This window comes from Mucilaginibacter terrenus, assembly GCF_003432065.1.
Lineage (GTDB): Bacteria > Bacteroidota > Bacteroidia > Sphingobacteriales > Sphingobacteriaceae > Mucilaginibacter > Mucilaginibacter terrenus.
On the sequence record NZ_QWDE01000001.1, the window covers coordinates 1,820,774 to 1,842,649 of the forward strand.

22 protein-coding genes are annotated in these 21,876 nt (G+C 43.7%); 15 read left to right on the forward strand and 7 right to left on the reverse strand.

Annotated elements, in window-relative coordinates; all coding sequences use genetic code 11:
• Positions 1–62: 62 nt before the first annotated feature.
• The 4 genes from rfaE2 to DYU05_RS08080 all read left to right on the forward strand — a co-directional run bounded on the left by rfaE2 (position 63) and on the right by DYU05_RS08080 (position 2,831).
• Entirely contained in the window at positions 63–560 is a 498-nt protein-coding gene (gene rfaE2, locus DYU05_RS08065) for a D-glycero-beta-D-manno-heptose 1-phosphate adenylyltransferase (protein WP_117382438.1), read from the forward strand.
• The gene (locus tag DYU05_RS08070) at positions 561–1,616 is read left to right on the forward strand and encodes a glycosyltransferase family 9 protein (protein ID WP_117382439.1); all 1,056 of its coding nucleotides are present in this window, start codon (positions 561–563) and stop codon (positions 1,614–1,616) included. It abuts the gene before it with no gap.
• Between the two features lie 42 nt (positions 1,617–1,658).
• Positions 1,659–2,291 (forward strand): porin family protein, encoded by a 633-nt coding sequence (locus tag DYU05_RS08075; protein WP_117382440.1) that lies wholly within the window; start codon positions 1,659–1,661, stop codon positions 2,289–2,291.
• 63 nt (positions 2,292–2,354) lie between these two features.
• On the forward strand, positions 2,355–2,831 hold the full coding sequence (locus tag DYU05_RS08080; RefSeq protein WP_117382441.1) for a SixA phosphatase family protein: 477 nt from the start codon (positions 2,355–2,357) through the stop codon (positions 2,829–2,831).
• Here DYU05_RS08080 and dprA read toward each other — a convergent pair.
• Entirely contained in the window at positions 2,828–3,928 is a 1,101-nt protein-coding gene (dprA, locus tag DYU05_RS08085) for a DNA-processing protein DprA (RefSeq protein WP_117382442.1), read from the reverse strand. The genes DYU05_RS08080 and dprA overlap by 4 nt on opposite strands.
• A 153-nt stretch (positions 3,929–4,081) precedes the next feature.
• Between dprA and DYU05_RS08090 the strand changes: the two genes are divergently transcribed.
• Together DYU05_RS08090 and DYU05_RS08095 are read left to right on the forward strand one after the other, a co-directional pair.
• Complete coding sequence (locus DYU05_RS08090; protein ID WP_117382443.1) at positions 4,082–4,459, forward strand: BlaI/MecI/CopY family transcriptional regulator; 378 nt, start codon at positions 4,082–4,084, stop codon at positions 4,457–4,459.
• Positions 4,456–6,399 carry a M56 family metallopeptidase gene (locus DYU05_RS08095; RefSeq protein ID WP_117382444.1) on the forward strand — a complete coding sequence of 648 codons (1,944 nt, stop codon included), beginning with the start codon at positions 4,456–4,458 and terminating at the stop codon, positions 6,397–6,399. Before DYU05_RS08090 ends, DYU05_RS08095 begins: the two co-directional genes overlap by 4 nt.
• 8 nt (positions 6,400–6,407) lie before the next feature.
• Here DYU05_RS08095 and rsmG read toward each other — a convergent pair whose 3' ends face one another.
• Genes rsmG through DYU05_RS08110 form a run of 3 tightly spaced genes read right to left on the reverse strand, consistent with a single transcriptional unit; the run spans position 6,408 to position 8,738 of the window.
• A complete protein-coding gene (gene rsmG, locus DYU05_RS08100) occupies positions 6,408–7,034 on the reverse strand; it encodes a 16S rRNA (guanine(527)-N(7))-methyltransferase RsmG (RefSeq protein WP_205771818.1) in 627 nt (208 codons plus the stop codon).
• On the reverse strand, positions 7,024–7,629 hold the full coding sequence (locus DYU05_RS08105; protein ID WP_117382445.1) for an RNA polymerase sigma factor: 606 nt from the start codon (positions 7,627–7,629) through the stop codon (positions 7,024–7,026). Before DYU05_RS08105 ends, rsmG begins: the two co-directional genes overlap by 11 nt.
• On the reverse strand, positions 7,620–8,738 hold the full coding sequence (locus DYU05_RS08110) for a glycosyltransferase (protein ID WP_117382446.1): 1,119 nt from the start codon (positions 8,736–8,738) through the stop codon (positions 7,620–7,622). Before DYU05_RS08110 ends, DYU05_RS08105 begins: the two co-directional genes overlap by 10 nt.
• A gap of 179 nt (positions 8,739–8,917) precedes the next feature.
• On the opposite strand from DYU05_RS08110, the gene tgt reads away from it, so the two are divergent.
• From tgt to DYU05_RS20900, 4 genes are all read left to right on the forward strand, one after another.
• Complete coding sequence (tgt, locus tag DYU05_RS08115; protein ID WP_117382447.1) at positions 8,918–10,048, forward strand: tRNA guanosine(34) transglycosylase Tgt; 1,131 nt, start codon at positions 8,918–8,920, stop codon at positions 10,046–10,048.
• Positions 10,006–11,163: an LptF/LptG family permease gene (locus DYU05_RS08120; RefSeq protein WP_235853973.1), complete on the forward strand. Its 1,158-nt coding sequence runs from the start codon at positions 10,006–10,008 to the stop codon at positions 11,161–11,163. Before tgt ends, DYU05_RS08120 begins: the two co-directional genes overlap by 43 nt.
• Positions 11,163–12,065, forward strand: a complete 903-nt coding sequence (locus DYU05_RS08125) for a DMT family transporter (protein WP_117382448.1) — start codon at positions 11,163–11,165, stop codon at positions 12,063–12,065. Before DYU05_RS08120 ends, DYU05_RS08125 begins: the two co-directional genes overlap by 1 nt.
• 861 nt (positions 12,066–12,926) lie before the next feature.
• Positions 12,927–13,205, forward strand: a complete 279-nt coding sequence (locus DYU05_RS20900) for a LapA family protein (RefSeq protein ID WP_133300197.1) — start codon at positions 12,927–12,929, stop codon at positions 13,203–13,205.
• Between the two features lie 67 nt (positions 13,206–13,272).
• Here DYU05_RS20900 and ispE read toward each other — a convergent pair whose 3' ends face one another.
• Positions 13,273–14,076, reverse strand: coding sequence for a 4-(cytidine 5'-diphospho)-2-C-methyl-D-erythritol kinase (gene ispE / locus DYU05_RS08130; RefSeq protein ID WP_117382449.1), 804 nt, complete (start codon positions 14,074–14,076; stop codon positions 13,273–13,275).
• 145 nt (positions 14,077–14,221) lie between these two features.
• On the opposite strand from ispE, the gene DYU05_RS08135 reads away from it, so the two are divergent.
• From DYU05_RS08135 to DYU05_RS08155, 5 genes are all read left to right on the forward strand, one after another.
• Entirely contained in the window at positions 14,222–15,043 is an 822-nt protein-coding gene (locus tag DYU05_RS08135) for a thymidylate synthase (RefSeq protein WP_117382450.1), read from the forward strand.
• A 10-nt stretch (positions 15,044–15,053) separates the two neighbouring features.
• On the forward strand, positions 15,054–15,536 hold the full coding sequence (locus DYU05_RS08140) for a dihydrofolate reductase (protein ID WP_117382451.1): 483 nt from the start codon (positions 15,054–15,056) through the stop codon (positions 15,534–15,536).
• Between the two features lie 114 nt (positions 15,537–15,650).
• A complete protein-coding gene (gene secDF, locus DYU05_RS08145; protein ID WP_117382452.1) occupies positions 15,651–18,608 on the forward strand; it encodes a protein translocase subunit SecDF in 2,958 nt (985 codons plus the stop codon).
• A gap of 101 nt (positions 18,609–18,709) precedes the next feature.
• Entirely contained in the window at positions 18,710–20,017 is a 1,308-nt protein-coding gene (locus DYU05_RS08150) for an NAD(P)/FAD-dependent oxidoreductase (protein WP_205771819.1), read from the forward strand.
• Positions 20,017–20,883 (forward strand): hydroxymethylglutaryl-CoA lyase, encoded by an 867-nt coding sequence (locus DYU05_RS08155; RefSeq protein WP_117382454.1) that lies wholly within the window; start codon positions 20,017–20,019, stop codon positions 20,881–20,883. The genes DYU05_RS08150 and DYU05_RS08155 overlap by 1 nt, the downstream gene beginning before the upstream one ends.
• Here DYU05_RS08155 and DYU05_RS08160 read toward each other — a convergent pair.
• Entirely contained in the window at positions 20,880–21,341 is a 462-nt protein-coding gene (locus DYU05_RS08160) for a GNAT family N-acetyltransferase (RefSeq protein ID WP_117382455.1), read from the reverse strand. The two genes, DYU05_RS08155 and DYU05_RS08160, sit on opposite strands and share 4 nt — an antisense overlap.
• Positions 21,307–21,807 carry a low affinity iron permease family protein gene (locus tag DYU05_RS08165; RefSeq protein ID WP_117382456.1) on the reverse strand — a complete coding sequence of 167 codons (501 nt, stop codon included), beginning with the start codon at positions 21,805–21,807 and terminating at the stop codon, positions 21,307–21,309. The genes DYU05_RS08160 and DYU05_RS08165 overlap by 35 nt, the downstream gene beginning before the upstream one ends.
• Between the last annotated feature and the right edge of the window lie 69 nt (positions 21,808–21,876).

Consider the following 21,876-nt stretch of genomic DNA (forward strand, 5'->3'; position numbering starts at 1 on the left):
GCGTATAAGCGCAAAGCCCGCCCGCAGGGAACGCCAACAAAATACACTTACTTAATTGACAAATGAGCCAAAACCTGGAACAAACGCTATTGCACAAAATTACCGACGCAAATGCCTTGGCCAAAAGGATTCAAACCTGGAAAGCGGACGGCAAAAAGGTAGTTTTTACCAATGGCGTGTTCGATTTGTTGCATCTCGGTCATATCACCTACATGGCCAAAGCGGCAGATCTGGGCGACAAGCTGGTAATTGGCTTGAACTCCGATGCTTCGGTAAAACGTTTGAAAGGAGAAAGCCGTCCGGTAAACGATCAAAATAACCGTGCAGCATTACTGGCCGCTCTGTTTTTTGTAGATGGAATAACCATATTCGAAGACGACACCCCCCGTGATCTGATTGTTAACCTGATGCCCGATATACTTGTAAAAGGCGCAGACTATACTATAGACAACATAGCCGGGGCAAAAGAAGTACTGGCAAATGGTGGCGAGGTAAAAACCATAAGTTTGGTGGATGGCTACTCATCAACTTCCATAATAGAACGTATTAAAGCGGGTTAAGTGGCTCAACAGCATATCCTTGTATTCCGGTTCTCTGCATTAGGTGATGTAGCCATGACGGTACCTGTGGTAAAAGCAGTGCTGGCGCAAAACCCGGATGTGCACATAAGCTTTGTATCTCGGCCGGCATTCGGCGGCTTGTTTGAAGGTATAGAGCGGTTAACTTTCATACCGGTAGACCTCAACAACAGTTACAAGGGAGCTGCCGGGCTATACCAGCTTTTCAATTTTTTAAAGAACAGCGATAACTACCATGCGCTCGCCGACCTGCATAATAACCTGCGCTCCCGTGCCTTGCGGATATTATTTAGGCTGTCAGGCCTGCCCTACCAGTTTATTGATAAAGGCAGAAAGGGCAAAAAACTGCTCACACGTTTCCCAAACAAGGTAAGGGTTCAGCAGCAGTTAACAACAGAACGCTATGCAGATGTTTTTCGTAAGCTGGGGCTGAACGTAGTGTTACATCACGAGCGGATCAGGCCAGAAATCATACGGGATCAGGATGTGACAGCCGTCACCGGCGACAAAACTAAACCCTGGGTGGGCGTGGCGCCTTTCGCGCAGCACCGTGGTAAAATATATCCTTTCGAGTTAATGGAGGAGGTGATAAGTTCCTTGTCGCAGCATGAAATAACTATTTATCTTTTTGGTGGCACTCCGCTCGAAGCTGAGATATGCAAAGAATGGGCAGATAAGTACCCTAACGTAGTTTCCCTGGTGGGCCGTTTATCTATTGCCAAGCAACAACTGCTCATCAGGCAGCTTGACGTTATGTTAAGCATGGATTCGGCGGGTATGCACCTGGCATCCCTCGAGGGCGTACCGGTTGTCTCAATATGGGGAGCAACACACCCTTACTTAGGTTTTAAAGGCTTTGGGCAATCTGAAGACGATATGATCTTCACCAATATCGAGTGTCAGCCTTGCTCCACCTACGGGCAAAAGCCATGTTTCAGAAAAGATTACGCTTGCCTGCATGGCATCCAACCAGCTATGGTCATAGCCAAAATCAGCAAGTACATCGACGACTACTCTTTCCCAACCATTGAGCAATAAGAACACTTTTACGTAATTTTGCTCAACATAAAACCAAATCACATGAAAAAAATTCTACTAAGCGTGGCGCTTATATCGGCGTCGCTTTTCACGTTCGCACAATCGGCTAAATTAGGTATACGCGGAGGATTAAATCTGGCATCATTATCTGCATCCAGCAAAAGCTTTGATGCATCTGGCTCAACGGGTAATCTGGTTGCTTTCAACGCTGGCTTTTTTGCAGATTTAAAGGTGGGAAAACTTTCTGTTCAGCCAGGTATATACTATAGTGGCAAGGGCGGAAAAGAGGCAGACGGCCTAAATTCCTCTACCACGGTTAAGCTACACTACATAGAAGTTCCAGTTACGCTGGTTTATCATGCACCCGTTATTATAGGTGATATTTACTTGGGTGCAGGCCCTTATGCCGCAATGGGTTTTGCTGCAAGCGGAAGAGTTTTATCAGAAGGCACAGACACCAAAGAAGATCTAAAATTTGGAGATGGCCCTGATAACGTTAAACGTGCTGATTACGGTGTACAATTTATTGGCGGGTTACAGCTTAAAAAAGGAATAGCTATTCACTTTAATTATGACCTGGGCCTCACCAATATCCTGCCGGAGGCAGCTACAGGAGGTGGCGACTTTAAAATAAAGAATGGTGTTTTCGGCATCGGCTTAGGTTATTCTTTCTAAAAATATCACCAGCATTAAATCAAAAGAGGGGCAGCAACTGTTCCTCTTTTTTATTTATACGTTATGAAAAAACTATTGCTGATACGCCATGCCAAAGCCACTCACGAATCCGGCTACACAGATTTTGAACGCCCGCTTACTGAAAAAGGTGTTAACGGCGCTACCACAATGGCGCAACATCTGCAGGAAAAGGGCATTGTCCCGCAACTACTGGTGACCAGCCCGGCGCTACGCACACATACGACGGCTAATATTTTTACCGAAATTTTAAAGCTAAACCCCGCAACCATAATTAAAGAAATTTATGAAGCAGGAGACCGTACGTTGTTACGATTGATCAACGGATTGCCAGATGAACATGACTTTATAGCCCTTGTGGGACACAACCCCGCGGTAGAGCAGATGCTTTATACTTTAAGTGGCGCCATTAAAGACGTACCGCCGGGTACGGTAGCATTAATTGAGTTTGATGCAGAAAGCTGGCAGGAAGTTGATGAAAACACCGGCAAGCTTACTTACTATGACAACCCCAAGCTTTAATTAACGCAGTAGGTTTTACCCGGCAGCGACCGAATAAAACCTTGTAGTTCCATATCCAGCAACGTCATAGCTAACTGGCTGGTGGGCATGTTGGTTTTTATGCTCAGGTCATCAATTGCAAGTGGTGCTTTGTGTTCGCGGATGATGGTATATACCGCAAACTCATCGGCAGACAGATCAATAGGTAGTATTAACTGATCTGTTGATGGTTTCGCATCGCTGTTCTTTTCCCATCCCATGCTGTAAGCAAGGTCGGCCATACAGGTTAGCAACGATGCTTTGTTGTGCCTGATCAGGAAATTGCATCCCTCGGAATACTCATCCCCTAACCTGCCCGGAAAAGCAAACACATCGCGGTCGTAGCTATTTGCAATTTCAGCAGTGATTAATGCACCGCCTTTTAGGCCCGCTTCCACAACTATTGTCGCGTCAGCCATACCGGCCACAACACGATTTCTTGCCGGGAACTTCTCCCGGTCAGGCCGTGTACCCGATGGATATTCGGTAAGCAAACCTCCGTTCTCCAGCATCTTTTCAGCAGTCGGGCGGTTCTGGCTCGGGTATAACCGGTCTAAACCATGGGCAAAAACACCTACGGTAGGTACATTCATCTTCACGCATTCCTTATGTGCAGCCACATCTATCCCATGAGCCAGGCCACTTACCACCAGCACATTATACTCCTTTAGCTCTTCTACCAATTGACGGCACAAACTGCGGCCATAGTCTGTAGCGTTCCGGGTACCCACTATGCTCACCACCCTTTGCATATTGAAGTTCGCGTTTCCTTTGCTGTATAAGAGTAAAGGCGCGTCATTACAATTCTTTAGCCGTTTAGGATAGCGTACATCATTAAAAAACAACACGTCTATATTATTCTTCTCTATGAAATACATCTCCTGTTCTGCCCGGCGCAGCGCCTGATCAAAATCGGTTTGCTCCAGTCGCTTTTGACCTACGCCCGGCGTTTTTGTAAGTGCGTTTTTAGAAAGCCTGAACACCTGCTCGGCACTGCCAAACTGCCGCACCATTGATCGTGCGAGTACTGGACCTATGTTATCAAGGAATGTTAAAGCTATTTGGTGATGTAACGACATGGCTGTTTTGGTGCACTAAAATAGTAAAATCCTAAAATAATTAGCAAAATCAGCTCTAAATACTTGCAAAAAAATATTTCAACTTAACTACAAAAATAGTTTGCAAACTATTAAAATAGTTTTACCTTAGCCTAACTACAAAAATAGTTTACTATGAAGATAAAGGAACTCACCAAGGCTGAAGAACAGATAATGCAGATATTGTGGCAATTACAGGAAGGTATTGTAAAGGATATTCTGGAACAATTACCCGATCCAAAACCTGCTTATAACACTGTTTCCACAGTAGTAAGGGTACTGGAAGGCAAAGGCTTTGTGGACCATAAAGCCTACGGCAACTCACATGTGTACTTCCCCGTGATAAGCGAAGACGAATACAAGAAATTCACTTTTGATAAGCTGATGAAAAACTACTTCAGCGACTCCTACAAAAGCCTCGTATCCTTTATTGCTGATGAGAAGAATCTCGGCGTAAAAGAACTTGACGAACTAACAGAACTACTCAATAACCTGAAAAACAAAAAACAATGAGCTGGCTGCACTACCTTATTGAAGCAAATATTTACCTGGGGGTATTTTATTTGTGCTACTGCTTGTTCCTGAACAACGAGACACATTATATGCTTGGGCGTATTTACCTGCTTTTTAGCTGTGTGCTGGCTTTCACGTTGCCACTTACACAGCTAAGCATGCTTAAAAAACCTGTAGAGCAGATACAATTATCGCCGCTGGTTTACATTCCTGCACCTAAAGTAATGCCACACGCAAGTGTTCCGAAAACACCGGAAGTAACGTTTTCAATAGAGACAACGCTATTAGGTATCTATATAATCGGCGTTGTTATAGCGCTGTGTATACTCCTATATCGGCTGTACAAGCTATCCGCTTTAACACGAGGTAACAAGTCCAGGTATGCTGATAAGTACACCATGGTACGACTAAAGGGATCAAACACCGCCTTTTCTTTTTTCAACTACCTGTTCATTGGCGACGATTTGCCCAGAGCCGAAACCATTATAGCCCATGAGCTGGTGCACATTAAACAAAAGCATTCGGCTGATATCATTTTTATTGAGCTTTTAAAAGTGATCAACTGGTTTAACCCACTCATTTACCTGGTGCAGCGCAGCCTGCGTACGGTGCATGAGTACATTGCCGACGAGCAAACCGCCGCCTACGAACAGGATGCCATAAGCTATTCATCCTTCCTGGTGAATAATGCTTACGGGGTGCAGGGCGCTCCCATAGCGCACTCATTCTTCAATTATAACCTATTAAAAAAGAGGATAATCATGTTAAACCAAAAACGATCAGGCAACTTAGCTAGGCTAAAGTACCTGCTGGCAGTACCGCTTTGCGCGGGTATGCTGTGCACATCTACACTCGTGTTCAGTAAAGATTACGCGTTTATAGATCTGGCACCAAAAAACGTGGCTAAAGAAAAGCCTGAGCTGGTGAAGTACTTTAAAATCACCGACAAAAAGAACAACTTAACGGCCTACTCTGACAATCTTTCGTTTACGGAAGGCGGTGTAAAAAAGATGTTCTTAGCAAAAAGTGTTACTCAAAAAGATATTGCGTATATAAAAAAAATGCGCGGCCTTACTGTTGAGGTGATAGATGTGGACAGCAAAACAAAAATGCAGGTGCCAATGGTAATTAAAGAGGGTATTAATACCGATACACCCAAATACAAACGACCCATTCCCCCTCCCCCAATTGAGGTTAAAGACGGGTTTGCTGATGTTCATGTGTTTTTATCCCGTGCGATAAAGTATCCAAAAACGGCATTGGTAAATGAAGAAAGAGGCAATGCATTGGTTAGTTTTAATGTTACATCTGCCGGTAAGATCAGCAACGTACAATTGCTCAAGAAAGCAGGTGGCCAGTTTGACAATCTACTCGTTAACGCACTTCCTAAATTCCCGGGTAAAATAACCGCCAAACCTGGCACCTATAAAATGGAAGTGATATTTGATATCCTGGGTGGCAATTTTGTCTCCTCCGTTGACAGCAAAACTCTAAACTCGCCTGATTTTGCCGGGCAAGCTCAAATAATGGGAATGACTGATGAACAATACAGGAAAATGGTTCCCCTTCCGCCACCACCAGCGCCACCTGCTAAAGCACCAAAAAAGGTAGGTAAGACAGCTCCTAAGCTTATCCGTATACCTCCCCCAATTGTAGTTCCGGATAAACCAGGTAGTATCCCGCCACCTCCGCCACCTGTTCCTGCAAAAGCGCACAAAGTAAAGCCTGCAAAGGAAATTACGATGTTAAAGTTAGTACCGGCTATTTCTATTGATGTAGATTCGGTACAACTGGTAAAGGATGAGCCTGCAAAAACTAACAATACGATAAAGCTGCAGCTAAAGGAACCCCGCGTTGCTCAGGTAAAATCAATTAATATCAGGCCAGTTGTTAAGACAAAAATTGATACTGTTAGAATTGTACCACCGCAAAACAACTAATATAAATACTACCCTTTTACATAGATGACCTGCTTGGTCTCAAAAAACTCCTCGGCAAAATATTGGCTGAGGTAGAATTGCTGAACGGCTAAACCCGACTCGGCAATTTCTTGCTTCAGGTCCCCCCCTTTTAAATACAATATCCCATTGGGTAGCGTATTCTTGCTTTCTTTGTTGAATTTCCCCTTCACCCACGGGTAAAAATCTTTTAATTGGGTAACCGCCCGCGATACTACAAAATCAAATCTTTGCTTTATCTCTTCGGCTCGCTGATGGGTAGCTTTAACATTAGTAAGGCTCAACGCTGCTGCAACTTCGTTAACCACTTTTATCTTTTTACCTATAGAGTCTACCAGGTGAAACTGCGTTTTCGGGAATAAAATAGCAAGCGGAATGCCAGGGAATCCTCCGCCGGTGCCAACATCCAGTACGGTTTCGCCCGGCAAAAAGCTCATAACTTTGGCTATCCCTAATGAGTGAAGTATGTGGCGCTCGTATAGCAGGTCAATATCTTTGCGGGATATTACATTTATCTGGTTGTTCCAAAACGTATAAAGTTCCTGCAAACGTGCAAATTGTTCTTGCTGAGCTGGTGTAATATCCGGAAAGTACTTCAGGATCAGGTCAGATGTCATCCTTATTATATCTGTTGATGATGTTACCAAGTAAATACCGCGCCCTAAACAGCTGCGCCTTTACCGTACCAAGGGGCAAATCTAATTGCTGGGCTATTTCTTCGTAAGACAGTTCATCAAAGTAGCGCAGGGTTATCAGGTTTCGGTAGCGCGGTGGTAAACTTTCTATAAGCAGTTTTAGCTCTTCGGTTTGCTGCTTTTTAATGGACGATTCTTCCGGGTTAAGTGTATCTGCCTTAATTTGCAGTGGTTTTTCTTCGCCCTCCTCATCAATCATCCCGTGTATAGATTGCGTATTAAGCTTTTTCTTCCTGATGAAATCTATACAGTTATTGGTAGCAACCCTAAACAACCAGGTGCTAAAGGCAAATTCCGGTTGGTATTTGTCCAGCTTTTCAAATGCTTTAGCAAAAGTTTCAACAGTAAGGTCCATTGCGTCCTCTTTGTTGTTTACCATTTTCAAAACCATAAAGTAGATAGAATCCTTATAGCGGTGCATCAGGTCGGCATACGCTTTCTGGCTGCCCGCCCTTGCCTTCACCACCAGGTGAAAATCATTCTTTGCGTTCTCGGTAAAATTTTGGTTTACTTCCATCGGCCAGGTTTTATAAAAGTCCCTATCAGTCCAAATACGTTAAGGTAAATATAGTATATCAGGTCAAAAAACGGCAGTGACCATAGCATGTCGGGCGCGCCAAGCTTCTTAAATACCTTATTGTATAACAGCAATTGTAATACCATTCTGAAAGCCAGCATACCTAAAGCAAGCAATGGTTCAAAACTAAATACAATGCACAGCACAAATAAGGTGTAAAACAGGAATCCGGTAACAGCATCAAAGCTTAACATACGGCGGTGGCGGTTCCTGTACTCCTTACCCACCCCCATGTGCCGCTTTTTTTGGGTAAACCATTCCCCAAAAGTCTCTTTAGCCGGCGTGTAAGTAAAAGTATCGGGGTGTATTTCTATAATGGTATTATTGGCTGTGGCATTTTGATTCACAAACAAATCATCATCGCCAGACATAAGGTGCATATGCGCAGCAAAGCCTTTGGAAGCGAAAAACAGGGTTTTAGTATAACCAAGGTTTCTGCCTATCCCCATGTACGGATCGCCGCCGAGCGCCATGGACAAATAGTTGATAGCCGTTTTTAATGTCTCAAAACGTACGAAGGCATTTAAAAAACTTCGGGTACGGTAATAGGGCGAGTAGCCTAGTACTATTTGCGCCTGGGTGGTAAAGTTGGCGGCCATACGGGTGATCCAATGCAGGGTGGCCGGCTTACAATCCGCATCAGTAAATAAGAGGTGCTCGTTTTTGGCTGCCTTTATACCTAAAGTTAGGGCAAACTTCTTACCGGTTTTATAGCGTTCGTGCTCGGTAATGGTTACTATTTTAAGGTGCGGAAACTCTCTTTGTATGTCTTGCAGTACCTCATCTGACCCATCGGTAGACCGGTCGTTCACTACCACAACTTCAAAATCAGGATAATTCTGCTGGAGAATATAAGGCAGGTTTTCGGTAAGGTTGCGCGACTCGTTACGGGCGCTGATCACTACCGATATTGGGATGTCGACTTTAGGAAGCTCCTGTAAAGGGGTGTAGCCGGCTAGGCGGCTGTGGTTACCAACAAGGTAATACAGCTGAACAATAAAACATAGCTGAAACAGAACGAACAGTGCCTCTTGAATATAAGCTTCCAAAACCCCTTTATAATAAGGTGCAAATTTGTGAAAAAAGCACGAGATGTACGCGGTAAAGTTGGAAGGTTTTAAGGCACTGAAGGCATCTTATAATGGGTAACCTGTACGTCCCTTTTATGATAACACTCTTTAAACCTTATAATAATGGCATCAAAAATTCGTAATTTTGTACACTTATAATGGAATTTACTTTACACGCACAAGACCCGTTATCTAAAGCCCGCGCGGGCGAGCTTGTTACAGATCACGGCGTTATACAAACCCCTATTTTCATGCCCGTTGGCACTGCCGGTACCGTAAAGGCCGTGCACCAGCGTGAGCTGAAAGAGGATATAGAAGCACAGATCATACTCGGAAATACCTATCATTTATACTTGCGCCCTGGCCTGAACACGCTGGAAAGCTCGGGTGGGCTTCATAAATTTAATGGTTGGGAAGGCCCGATACTTACCGACAGTGGCGGGTACCAGGTGTATTCGCTTACCGAGGTGCGTAAAATCAAGGAAGAAGGAGTTACATTTCGCTCACATGTGGATGGCTCAAAACACCTGTTCACACCCGAAAACGTAATGGATATCCAGCGCATTATTGGCGCAGATATTATTATGGCCTTTGATGAATGTACCCCTTACCCATGCGATTATAACTACGCGAAACGCTCTATTGAGATGACCCACCGCTGGCTTAAACGCTGCTGCGACAGGTTTGACGCGACTGAGCCGAAGTACGGGTACAACCAGACACTTTTCCCGATTGTACAGGGGTCGGTATACAAAGATCTGCGGGTAAAATCAGCGGAGGTCATTGCTTCTTTCGGGCGAGAAGGCAACGCCATCGGCGGCCTTTCTGTAGGCGAACCAGCTGAAGAAATGTACGCCATGACGGAGGTTGTATGCGATATATTACCCCAGGATAAACCGCGTTACCTGATGGGCGTAGGAACTCCCGTAAACATCCTGGAGAATATTGCGCTGGGGATAGACATGTTCGATTGCGTGATGCCTACCCGTAATGCCCGTAACGGCATGCTTTTTACCAGCAACGGAATCATTAATATTAAGAACGAGAAGTGGAAAAACGACTTCTCTCCTATTGACGCTGAAAGCGATCTGTTTGCCGATAAGGTATACACCAAGGCTTATTTGCGGCACCTTATACATAGCGGCGAAATGCTTGGTGCGCAAATAGCCACCCTTCATAACCTCCACTTTTACTTGTGGTTAGTGAAAGAAGCGCGCAATAAAATTATAGCCGGGGAGTTTTACCAATGGAAAAACACCATGGTTACCCGCCTGGCGCAACGCTTGTAATGAAGAAACTCTTAAGCAGATACTTAAAAACGATTGACTGGTACATTATTAATAAGTACCTGGGCACGTTTGTGTTTACGCTGGGCATCTTTCTGGCCATATCAGTTGTTTTTGATATATCTGAACACCTGGACAACTTTCTGAGTAAAAATGCGCCTTTAAACGAGATCATTTTTAAGTATTACGCCGGGTTTATCCCTTTTTACCTAATGATGTTGTCGCCGCTGATTAACTTTCTATCAGTTATATTCTTTACTGCAAAGATGGCCAATCAGACAGAAATTGTGCCGATACTCACTAGTAAAGCCAGCTTCTACCGCTTCTTAAGACCTTATTTTTTCTCCGCAACGGTCATATTTGTGGTGTCCATATTGGCCAATATCTTTGTAATTCCGTATACAAATAAGCTGAAAGTAGACTTTGAAAGTGCTTATTTCTTCAACGGAGATGACCCTACCAAGGCCGAAGTTCACATCCAGTTAGACAAAAACACCTTTGTTTTTCTGCAATCTTACGACCCTCAGGTGCACACCGGATACCAGTTTATGCTGGAAAAATTTGACGGGGACGAGATGAAAATGCGTTTAACAGCGCCCAGTATTACCTTCGATTCTGTGAAAACAAGGTGGAAAATCAACACGCCTTCCATCCGTTATATTGACGGTTTAAAGGAAAAATTCATCAGTAACGGACCGCTTATTGACACCGTTTTAGACATGCGCCCGATAGACTTTGAGGTGCATGATAACGTTAATAGCAACGTGTATGGCGGCATGCCATTAAGCGAACTGAACAAGCTTATCGACAAAGAAAAGATACGCGGAACAGGTGCTTTAATAGACATGCAATTTGAAAAATACCGCCGTTTTGTTGAGCCATTATCCTCCTTTGTACTCGCCGTTATCGGCGTCGCTATATCCTCCCGGAAGGTCCGTGGAGGCGTTGGACTGCCGCTCGGCATTGGCATTTTTATCTGTTTCGTGTACATTGTTGTAAACAGATTTGCCCTTGTCTTTGCCGTAAAAGGCGGCTTCGAACCGCTTATTGCAGTGCTTATCCCCAACATAGTTTTCGGGATTTTAGGCTGGATATTACTCGTAAAAGCACCTAAATAATGCCCCAGCAAACCGCCCCGGCAGCCTTAAATAAGAACCTCGTCATCCTTCATTTTACCGTTTTTGTATGGGGATTTACCGGGATTCTTGGCCAGCTTATTACCATATCGGCAGTAAATTTGGTTTGGTACAGGGTTGCGATTGCCGCTTTTTCGCTGTTTTTCTACTTCATTTTGGCAAAAAAGCCGATCAAAATAAGTGTGAAAAATGCAGGAAAAATGTGGCTGACCGGCGCTTTAGTAGGTGGTCATTGGATACTTTTCTTCGCATCTATCAAGCTTTCTACCGTTCCGGTAACGCTGGTTTGCCTCTCATCTATCACACTTTTCACGGCAATTTTTGAGCCGCTGATCAATAAAAAACCGATCTCAAAAATGGAGATCATCGCCGGCGTCTTAATAATTACCGGCATTGTACTTATTTTCAAATTTGAATCTCATTACACTAAGGGCATCATAGCAGGGCTTACCAGCGCAGTACTTGCAGCACTTTTCGCCATCATTAACTCGCGATTTGTTAAACACTACGAGGCACCCGTTATTGCTTTTTACGAGCTTTCCGGGGCTTTCGTTTGGATCACAATATACCTTTTCATCACTCTTGGAACAGCCGGATTTATCATCCCTAAAGCAGCTGACATCGGCTACCTGGTGCTGCTTGGCACCGTTTGTACATCTCTAGCTTACGTTGCAGGCGTGTCTGTAATGCGGGAACTTTCTGCATTTCGTGTGGCGCTTATCACCAACCTCGAACCAGTTTATGGCATTATTATGGCCTTTATTTTATTTGGCGATATGAATAAAATGACGCTTGGTTTTTGGTCAGGTGCGCTCATCATTCTTTCCACTATCTTCCTTTTTCCATTCGCCCAAAAGCAGGTTGCTAAACGCCGGGTTAGGTAAGATCTGTTTAAATTAGTCTTTAAAATTTGATGTTTTCATCTACCTTCTCTGGGGTAGGGGACGCATTTCAGTTATAGGCTATAAGCCATTTTAAAGCCCTATAAGACACTTTCATTTTCGGCCACTATAATCTTACCATTCGCAAACTTCGAGCGAACAGGCGCAATATCAAGGATTTTCTAAGTGTACTGACACAACTGTCGCCGTCGTAATGAATCATTTACTATTATCTTCAAATTTAGATGCTTAAATAATAAAGTAAAGTCAAATTTTGCGTTTATTTATATCGTTTATAGATTTGAAAATCAACATTTTATAAACTTTAAATAAACTTAAATTTCAACGAAAACAATTTAAGTTATTTCATGGAATACTAAAATATTTAGCATTAACCTCGTTTAACAAAAATTTTACCAGATAGTGATTTACAAATCAGTTATTTAAGATTAATTATATAACGTAAAAATAAATTTGCATGGAGTAAGTAATTGCTTCGACCAAAGTGTACCGAACTCGTTTTACCAGAATGCAATTAATTTGATAAGTACCGGCAGATGTATACACGCAGAAGAATCGGGAGAGCTGAAATCCGATTGATGTTGCCAGGAGAATTAATGAGACGTCTAACGAAGGAACATTACGTCTTCATAGAAAAGTCGTCTTTAAAGCCAATAAAAAATCTATCAAGCCTTAAAATTCAAGACCAAGAAAATTCTGACATTGCAAGCAGCCGATAACGATTGGGAAAGACAGGAAAAAGAAAGCTGCATCTTTAATAAAGTAGACTGATGGAAAACCGCGGCTTTACATTGATGTTTTAAAAGTGCATCTTAGAGACAGCAATAATCAGAGGAACAAACCATGCGCATTAAGACCATCATCATACTTGTCATCGCAATTTTACTAACGATCATTTTCATGCAAAATCTTGACCCCGTCAGATTCACGGTTCTATTCTCTACGCTTTACATTTCCAAGGTTTCCATGATGCTGGTTGTACTTGCAGTGGGGTTCGTGCTCGGCTACCTTGTCGGCCGTCCGGGAAGGAAGAAGTACAACCACATAGGTTATGACAAGGACACCCCACACCCAGAAGATCCCCGTACACTAAGTGACGAAGATCGCGACTACATCAATTAAAACAATTTCTGAGTTTCAATCCGGAGAAATTGCAATAAAGATACCAAGCTCTTTACAGAAGCTTTAACTACACGTTGTAAAATACCCGGCAAGTTTCTTCCAGAGTACTTAAATCTGGCAGGGTTTCAAATATGCCAAATACCGATGCTCCAGAGCCGCTCATACTGGCGTATAATGCGCCACGCTCGTACAGCGATGCTTTTACGCCACGGATAACCGGGTGGTTGTTGAAGATATGCGCCTCAAAGTCGTTACGAATATGGCGTTTCCACTGCGCTACAGGCATTTGTATAAGATCGTACAAAGTCTCTTTAACAAACGTTGGTTTAACACCCCTGTAGGCCTCTGCGGTGGATACATGAGCATCTGGCATCACCAGCACTATTTTGTAGCCCGAGAGGTCTAGTTTTATGCTCTCGAACTCGTCGCCTTTCTCGAAAGCAAATACCGGTTGGTTGTTGATGAAAAAAGCACAGTCTGCTCCGAGCACTCTGGCATAGTCCATCATCTGATCGGCTGTTAAACCCAATCGAAATTTTTCGTTCATCAGCTTGATGAAAAAGGCAGCGTCAGAAGACCCTCCGCCAAGCCCCGCCCCTATCGGAATATTTTTGTGCAGGTGTATAGCAACGGGTGGCAGTTTAAAATCTCTCTTGAGCAATTGATAGCCTCTCAGACAAAGATTATCATCCTCACTCCCGGGTATCTCCAGCCCGCTGGATTGAAAGCTTAATGCATCACTTTCTATAACCTCCAGCACATCGTTTATTTTGATGGGGTAAAAAATAGTCTCCAGGTTGTGGTAGCCATCCGGGCGGCGTTCCGTAATATTTAGTCCTATGTTTATCTTAGCGTTCGGAAATACAATCATCAGAAATCAATTAACACCTGCATGTATTTTTGCACATCGGTAGGATACCAAAATTAGATTATTTTTCTTTGTAACTGACTAGCCGGCTAAAAGCAGATCTTAACAACAACCGGCATATGCCTCTTCAAAACTTTACAAGTAGAACATGAAACAATACCTCGACCTGATGCGGCATGTGATGGAGAACGGTGCGCAAAAGCACGATCGCACCGGAACGGGCACCTTAAGCGTTTTTGGATACCAGATGCGTTTCGACCTGAAAGAAGGCTTTCCGATGGTGACCACCAAAAAGCTCCACTTGAAATCCATCATCCATGAACTGATATGGTTTTTAAGCGGAGACACCAACATTAAATATCTTAAAGATAACGGCGTGCGCATTTGGGACGAGTGGGCTGATGCTGACGGCAACCTAGGGCCCGTGTATGGCTACCAATGGCGCTCCTGGCCAAAACCTGATGGCGGCCACATAGACCAGATAACCCAGGTGGTAAATACCCTGAAGAACAATCCCGACTCGCGTAGGATTATGGTGTCGGCATGGAATGTGGCCGACGTGAACCAAATGGCGCTCCCGCCCTGCCATAGCTTGTTCCAGTTTTATGTAGCACCGGCAGATGAATCCAAAGGCGAAACGCGCGGTAAGTTATCGTGCCAACTTTACCAGCGTAGCGCGGACATTTTCCTGGGTGTGCCGTTTAACATTGCTTCGTATGCACTGCTTACCATGATGATGGCTCAGGTATGTGATCTGGAATGCGGCGACTTTATACACACCTTTGGCGACGCGCATATTTACAACAACCACCTGGAGCAAGCACAACTGCAATTAAGCCGCGACCCCAGGCCGTTACCTACGATGAAGATAAACCCGGAGGTTAAGGATATTTTCAGTTTTAAGTTTGAAGATTTCACCCTGGAAAACTACGACCCGCATCCGCACATCAAAGCAGCCGTTGCTGTTTAACTGAACAAACATGATCATCTCTATTGTTGTGGCTATTGCCGAGAACCATGCTATTGGCAAAAACAACCAGTTGTTATGGCACATGCCAAATGACCTCAAACACTTCAAAGAAGTAACATCAGGTCGTAGTATTATCATGGGCCGTAAAACTTACGAGTCTGTTGGCAAACCGCTCCCGAAGCGGCGCAACATCATTGTAACCCGACAGGACATCGAAATCCCGGGATGCGAGGTGGTAAAATCTATAGATGAAGGCATCGCCCTGTGCAAAGGGGAAGATGAAGTGTTCATAGGAGGTGGTGCAGAGATATACCGCCAGGCAATGGATAAAACAGACCGGATCTATCTTACCATTGTTCACCAGGCGTTTGAGGCTGACACCTTTTTCCCAGAAATTGACTATACTCAATGGACCGAGACCAGCAGAGAAAACTTTAGTGCTGACGAGAAAAATCCGCACCCTTACTCCTTTATCCAGCTGGATCGCCGGTAACAAAAACAGCCATTATATTGTTTCAATTAAAAATTTCATGCTTGTGAAATTTTATTAGATTTGCCGTCTTATTTCAGAAAGCTTATAAACTAATTATTTACATACTAATTCGAAATGCAAGGTAAAGGGGTTATTAAATTTTTCGCCATTCTGCTGGCAGTGGTGTGCTTGTACCAACTGTCGTTCACGTGGGTGGCCAATAAAGTTGAGAACAATGCAAAAGAATACGCGAAGGGCAATACTGAGAAGGAAAAAGCCTATCTTGATTCCATGTCTACTCAACCGGTGTATCCACTACTTGGCCACACCTACCAGTACTGCCTTGACAGGGAGTTAGCCCTTGGTCTCGACCTTAAAGGCGGCATGAACGTTACCATGCAGATCTCTCTGCGCGAATTGGTACAGTCATTGGCAAACAACAACCAGGATCCTGCATTTAAGCAAGCGCTTGTTGAAGCAGAGAAGAATGCGGTAACTACTCAGAAAGACTACATCACCCTTTTTGTTGATGCTTACGAGAAGATATCTCCAAATGGCAAACTAGCTTCTATTTTCGCTAACAGCAACAACCAAGACCACCTGAAGTATAATGCTTCTAACAGCGAGGTTGAAACTTACCTGAAAGATCAGGCCACTGTAGCAGTTCAGCAGTCATATACTGTATTGCATACCCGTATCGACCAGTTTGGTGTTACCCAGCCAAACATACAGCTACAGAAAAGCACTAACCGCATCCTTATCGAACTTCCTGGTGTTAAAGAACCGGATCGTGTTCGTAAGCTATTGTCGGGTTCTGCAAAACTTGAGTTCTATCAAACTTACGACAATACCGAAATTTTCGGCCTGCTGAACAACATTAACAGTGTTCTGGCTGCAAAAAGCAAATCTGCTGATACTACTAAAGCAAAAACTGCTGAAGCAGCACCTAAATCAGCAAAAGACTCTGCAAACTCTTTGCTGGCTAAGCTAAAGAACAACACGTCTAAAGATTCATCTTCTTTAAACAATAAAGCTCAATTAGCTGCTCAAAACCCTTTGTTCTCTGTAATGGCTCCAATGTATGGCCAGGACGCAAATGGACAGGGACAGCCTTACCCGGGCCCAATGGTTGGCCGTGTTGCTCAAAAAGACACTGCTAAAGTTAACGGCTACCTGCGCAGTGCCGAAGTGAAAGCCATCATTCCTCAAAACTTGAAGTTTCTTTGGAGTGTAAAACCGGTAGAAAATTCGAAGGTATTTGAGCTGTACGCTATAAAACTTGCCGGCGCGCAAAATGGCCCGGTATTAACAGGAGATGTTATCAACGACGCACGTAGCGACGTTGACCCAACTAAAGGCGGCTATGAGGTTATCATGAATATGAACTCTCAGGGCGCTCAAAAATGGAAGAACATCACTGCAGAAGCTTCTGCAGGTGCAAATAAAAGAGCTATAGCCATTGTACTTGACGACAATGTTTACTCTGCCCCTACTGTACAGAACGAGATATCGGGCGGTGTATCATCTATTTCAGGTAACTTTAAGGTTGAAGATACTAAAGACTTAGCCAACGTGCTAAAGGCCGGCCGCTTGCCTGCTCCTGCGCGCATCATCGGCGAAGAAGTTGTAGGTCCGTCACTGGGTCAGGAAGCTATCAATGCTGGTTTATTATCATGCGTATTAGGTTTAGTGGTGATCCTGATCTTCATGATCGCTTACTACAACCGTGCAGGTACCGTCGCGGTAGTTGCGGTATTGGTTAACGTATTCTTCCTGATGGGTGTACTGGTAAGTATACGTGCAGTATTAACACTGCCTGGTATAGCAGGTATCATCCTGATATTGGGTGTGGCGGTTGATGCGAACGTTTTGGTTTACGAGCGAGTTCGCGAAGAGCTTGGTTTAGGCAAATCTATTCGCATTGCAATTGCCGATGGTTTTAAACACGCGCTTCCGTCAATTCTTGATGCCAACATTAGTACTTTCCTTACGGGTTTAATCCTGTTCATCTTCGGTTCAGGCCCAATCCAGGGTTTCGCAACCACGTTGATGATCGGTATCATAACCACCTTGTTCTGTTCACTACTAATCTCCAGGTTAATATTTGAATTCATGCTTGAAAAAGGCTGGGATATCAAGTTTTCAAACCCATGGAGTTCACACACCTTTAAAAATGCTAACTACGGCTTTGTGAAAAACCGCTTTAAGTTTTATGCTTTCTCCGGTATATTCATTATCGCGGGCTTGATCTCCATGTTTACCCAAGGCTTTAACTATGGTGTAGACTTTGGTGGTGGCCGTACTTACATTGTTAAGTTCCCGAACAAAGTAAATACAGAACAGGTTCATGACGCTATCGATGCAACGTTGGGTCGCGGTACCGAAGTTAAAACTTATGGACAGGACAAAATAAGCATTAACACCAACTACCTGATTACTGACAATACGCCGGGTGCTGACGAAAAGGTACAAGCTGCTTTGATAAGCTCTTTAAACAGCAAACCTGCTACTGCCATTACGGCAGCCAATATATTAAGCCACCAAAAGGTAGAGGCAACTATAGCCAACGAGGTGAAATCATCTGCAAAGTGGACCATCATTATCGCTATTATTGTGATATCTGCTTACATTTTGATCAGGTTCCGCAAATGGCAGTTCAGCTTGGGTGCAATGATTGCTACTGCACATGACTCTTTATTGGTACTGTCGTTCTTCTCTTTGTTTAAGGATGTACTTCCTTTCTCACTGGATATCGATCAGGCCTTTATAGCAGCGTTGCTAACGGTAATTGGTTACTCTATTAACGATACTGTAGTAGTATTTGACCGTATCCGTGAGTTCCTTGACCTGCATCATGCAAAAACTGATGACCCTAAAGAGGTGATCAACCACGCTATCAATAATACATTGAGCCGTACAATTATTACTGCTTTAACTGTGGTGATGATATTGGTTGTACTGTTTGCCTTCGGTGGCGACGTTATCCGCGGTTTCTCGTTCGCATTGTTAATCGGTGTTATTTTCGGAACCTACTCTTCTATTTGTGTAGCAACACCAGTTATCATTGACTTTGGGAAAAAAGACCTTAAGTAAAAATTAATTTAATTAAATGAAGGCTCCAAAGAACATTTGGAGCCTTTTTTGTTTTCAGAATAGAGTGCAGTTTAAAATATTATAAAACTGTTAAGAATATTATGAGCGATCTATCAAAATTCCCTACAGTAGTAGTTATAGGCGGTGGTTTCGGCGGTATAGAAGTAGTGAAACAGCTGGCAGACAAACCCGTAGAGGTCATATTGCTTGATAAGCACAACTATCATACATTTCAGCCTTTGTTGTATCAGGTGGCAACGGGCAGCCTTGAGGCAGAATCTATCGCTTTTTCACTCAGGAAAAATTTCGAAGGTCAAAAAAACCTTAGATTTCGTATTGCAGAAGTGACCAGTATTGATTCTGCTGCCAATGTGGTACATACCGATATAGGCCCTATTCCTTACGACTATCTAGTGATAGCTACCGGATCTACCACCAACTTTTTCGGCAACAAGGATATTGAAAAATATTCAATGCCGATGAAATCTATACCTGAGGCGTTAAACTTAAGGTACATGGTGCTGCAAAACCTAGAGGAGGCTATTTTAAAGCCCTCCAAGGAAGAACGAGCACCGTACCTGACATTCGTACTGGTGGGTGCAGGACCGACCGGTGTAGAGCTCGCAGGATCGTTAGCGGAGTTACGCAATCACGTACTAAATAAGGACTACCCGGAATTGGCTAAAGAAGAGATGAAGGTTTACCTGGTAGACTTCCTTCCGAAAGTACTGGGGCCATTTTCAGACGAGGGTTCCAAAGCTGCTGAAGGCTACCTTACCAAAATGGGTGTAGATGTACTGCTGAACGTTAAAGTACAAAGCTACGATGGACATGAAATTAAGTTTGAGGATGGTAGAAGTATACCCACGCGCAACGTTATCTGGTCTGCGGGTGTAATGGGTGTGGTACCTGAAGGTGTAGACAAAGCATCAATAGAGCGCGGTAACCGCATACGTATAGATAACATTTGCCGCGTTGCGGGATCAGAAAACATATTTGCCATAGGCGACGTTGCCGCTATGATTACACCGGAAACACCTAAGGGACACCCGGGTGTGGCACAGGTTGCGATACAAATGGGCGAACTTACCGGTAAGAACATTAATAGATTAATTAAAGGTGAACCTACCGAGCCATTTAAGTACAATGATAAAGGTTCATTAGCTACCATTGGCCGTAACAAAGCTATTGCAGATTTGGGTAAAATTAAGTTCCAGGGATTTTTTGCATGGCTGATATGGATGTTTGTGCATTTAATATCGCTTATGGGTGGCCGTAACAAGATAATTGTATTCATAAACTGGGTAGCCAGTTATATGAGTTATAATGGCGGCAGCAGGCTTATTATACGCAAGTTTGAACCAGAACAACTCGTTAACAAAGACACACAGGTAGCCCAGGCAGATTAATGATACAGGAAACGATAAGGATTACAGAATGCCCCCGCGATGCAATGCAGGGGCTTTCTCATTTTGTACCAACCGAGGTAAAAATCGAGTACATTAACCTGTTGCTGCAGGTTGGTTTTGACACTATTGATTTCGGCAGCTTTGTATCACCAAAAGCTATCCCTCAAATGCGGGATACAGCAGATGTACTCGCTAAACTCGATCTTGGTAATACCAAATCTAAGCTACTGGCCATTGTTGCCAATGACCGTGGCGCGGAGGATGCGTCAAAGCATGAGGCTATTACTTACCTGGGCTATCCGTTCTCGATCTCTGAGAGCTTTCAGCAGCGCAACGCGAATACATCTATAACAGATGCTTTTGATACGGTAAAGCGGATAAACGAGCTTTGCAGAACTAATAATAAAGAGTTGCTTATCTACCTTTCTATGGGGTTTGGTAACCCTTATGGCGATGAATGGAACACCGGTATTGTACAATACTGGGCGCAAAAAATGATTGAAGAAGGAATCGGACACATTGCTCTTTCAGATACTGTAGGCATTGCTACACCAGAGCAAATAACTGCAATTTATCCTAAGCTAACAGAACTGTCAGATATAACTGGCTTTGGGTTGCACCTTCACTCTACCCCGGACACCTGGCAGGAAAAAGTAGCTGCTGCCTACGAAAGCGGATGTACCAGGTTTGACGCGGCTTTAAAAGGTTACGGGGGTTGCCCCATGGCTAAAGACGAGCTTACAGGAAACATTGCAACAGAGAACCTTATAGCTTACCTGCTGCACCAAAACATTGACCTGGGGCTTGATTTGGATAAACTTGCCGAAGCTATGGAGTTTTCGGAAAAGGTGTTTGTGAAAGATTAATGCAGTTCCTCTTTAAGTTTCTCGCGAACAGATGACGGCTTGATCATTTTATAGTGCTGTATGCCGGCTTCTTCAAACATCTCGCCTACCTTCTCGAAGCCGAAGCGCGCGTACAATGTAGCGGCATCTACCTGTGCATGCAGGTAAACATAGTCGGCATCTGCAGGAAGGTCGTCCAATACCGTGCGGACAAGCGCCTGTCCTACCCCTGCGCCCCTAAACTTTTTCAGGACAGCAAAGCGTTCCAATTTATATCCTTTATCTGTTTTTCTCCAGCGGGATGCGCCTGCTGGCTCATCATCCACCGTAGCTAAAAAGTGCGTGGATTCATCTTCAAACTCCCATTCTAATTCGGGCGGACAATTCTGTTCACCTACAAACACTTCCCGCCTGATGGCAAACACTTTTTCCAGCTCGGCCGGATCATTTACTTTTCTTACTTCTACTTTTGAGGGCATTCTGATAATGAGCTTTTGATTGGTAACCGGTTTGTTTAATGTTGTGATTTTCCTCTGCAGCATCTATAGAATGCGTACAGGTAATATCATCTTCCTGCTCGGCTAAATTAGATAATTTGATGTAAAATTTATTCAGTTGATCCAGCTCCTGCTCAGTAAGGTCTTCTATATTCACCATACGATTACTAGCCCCCTGGTGAGATGCCAGTAGTTCGTTAAGTTTAAGGTGCACCGCCTTCGAGTCTTTATTCTGCGACTTTTGAATCAGAAACACCATCAGGAAGGTAACAATTGTTGTACCTGTGTTAATTACCAGCTGCCAGGTGTCAGAATACTTAAATAACGGCCCGGTAATTATCCAAACAATTATTACTAACGCCGCCATTATAAAAGCGCTGGAACTACCGGTTGCAACAGTTGCCCAGTTTGCAAATTTCTCAAATAGATTACTCTTCTTACGAGCCATGATCTTCAAATAAATTTAAAACTTTAACGAAAAAAAACCGCCAATGTTCTTAAACAAAGGCGGTTTTAT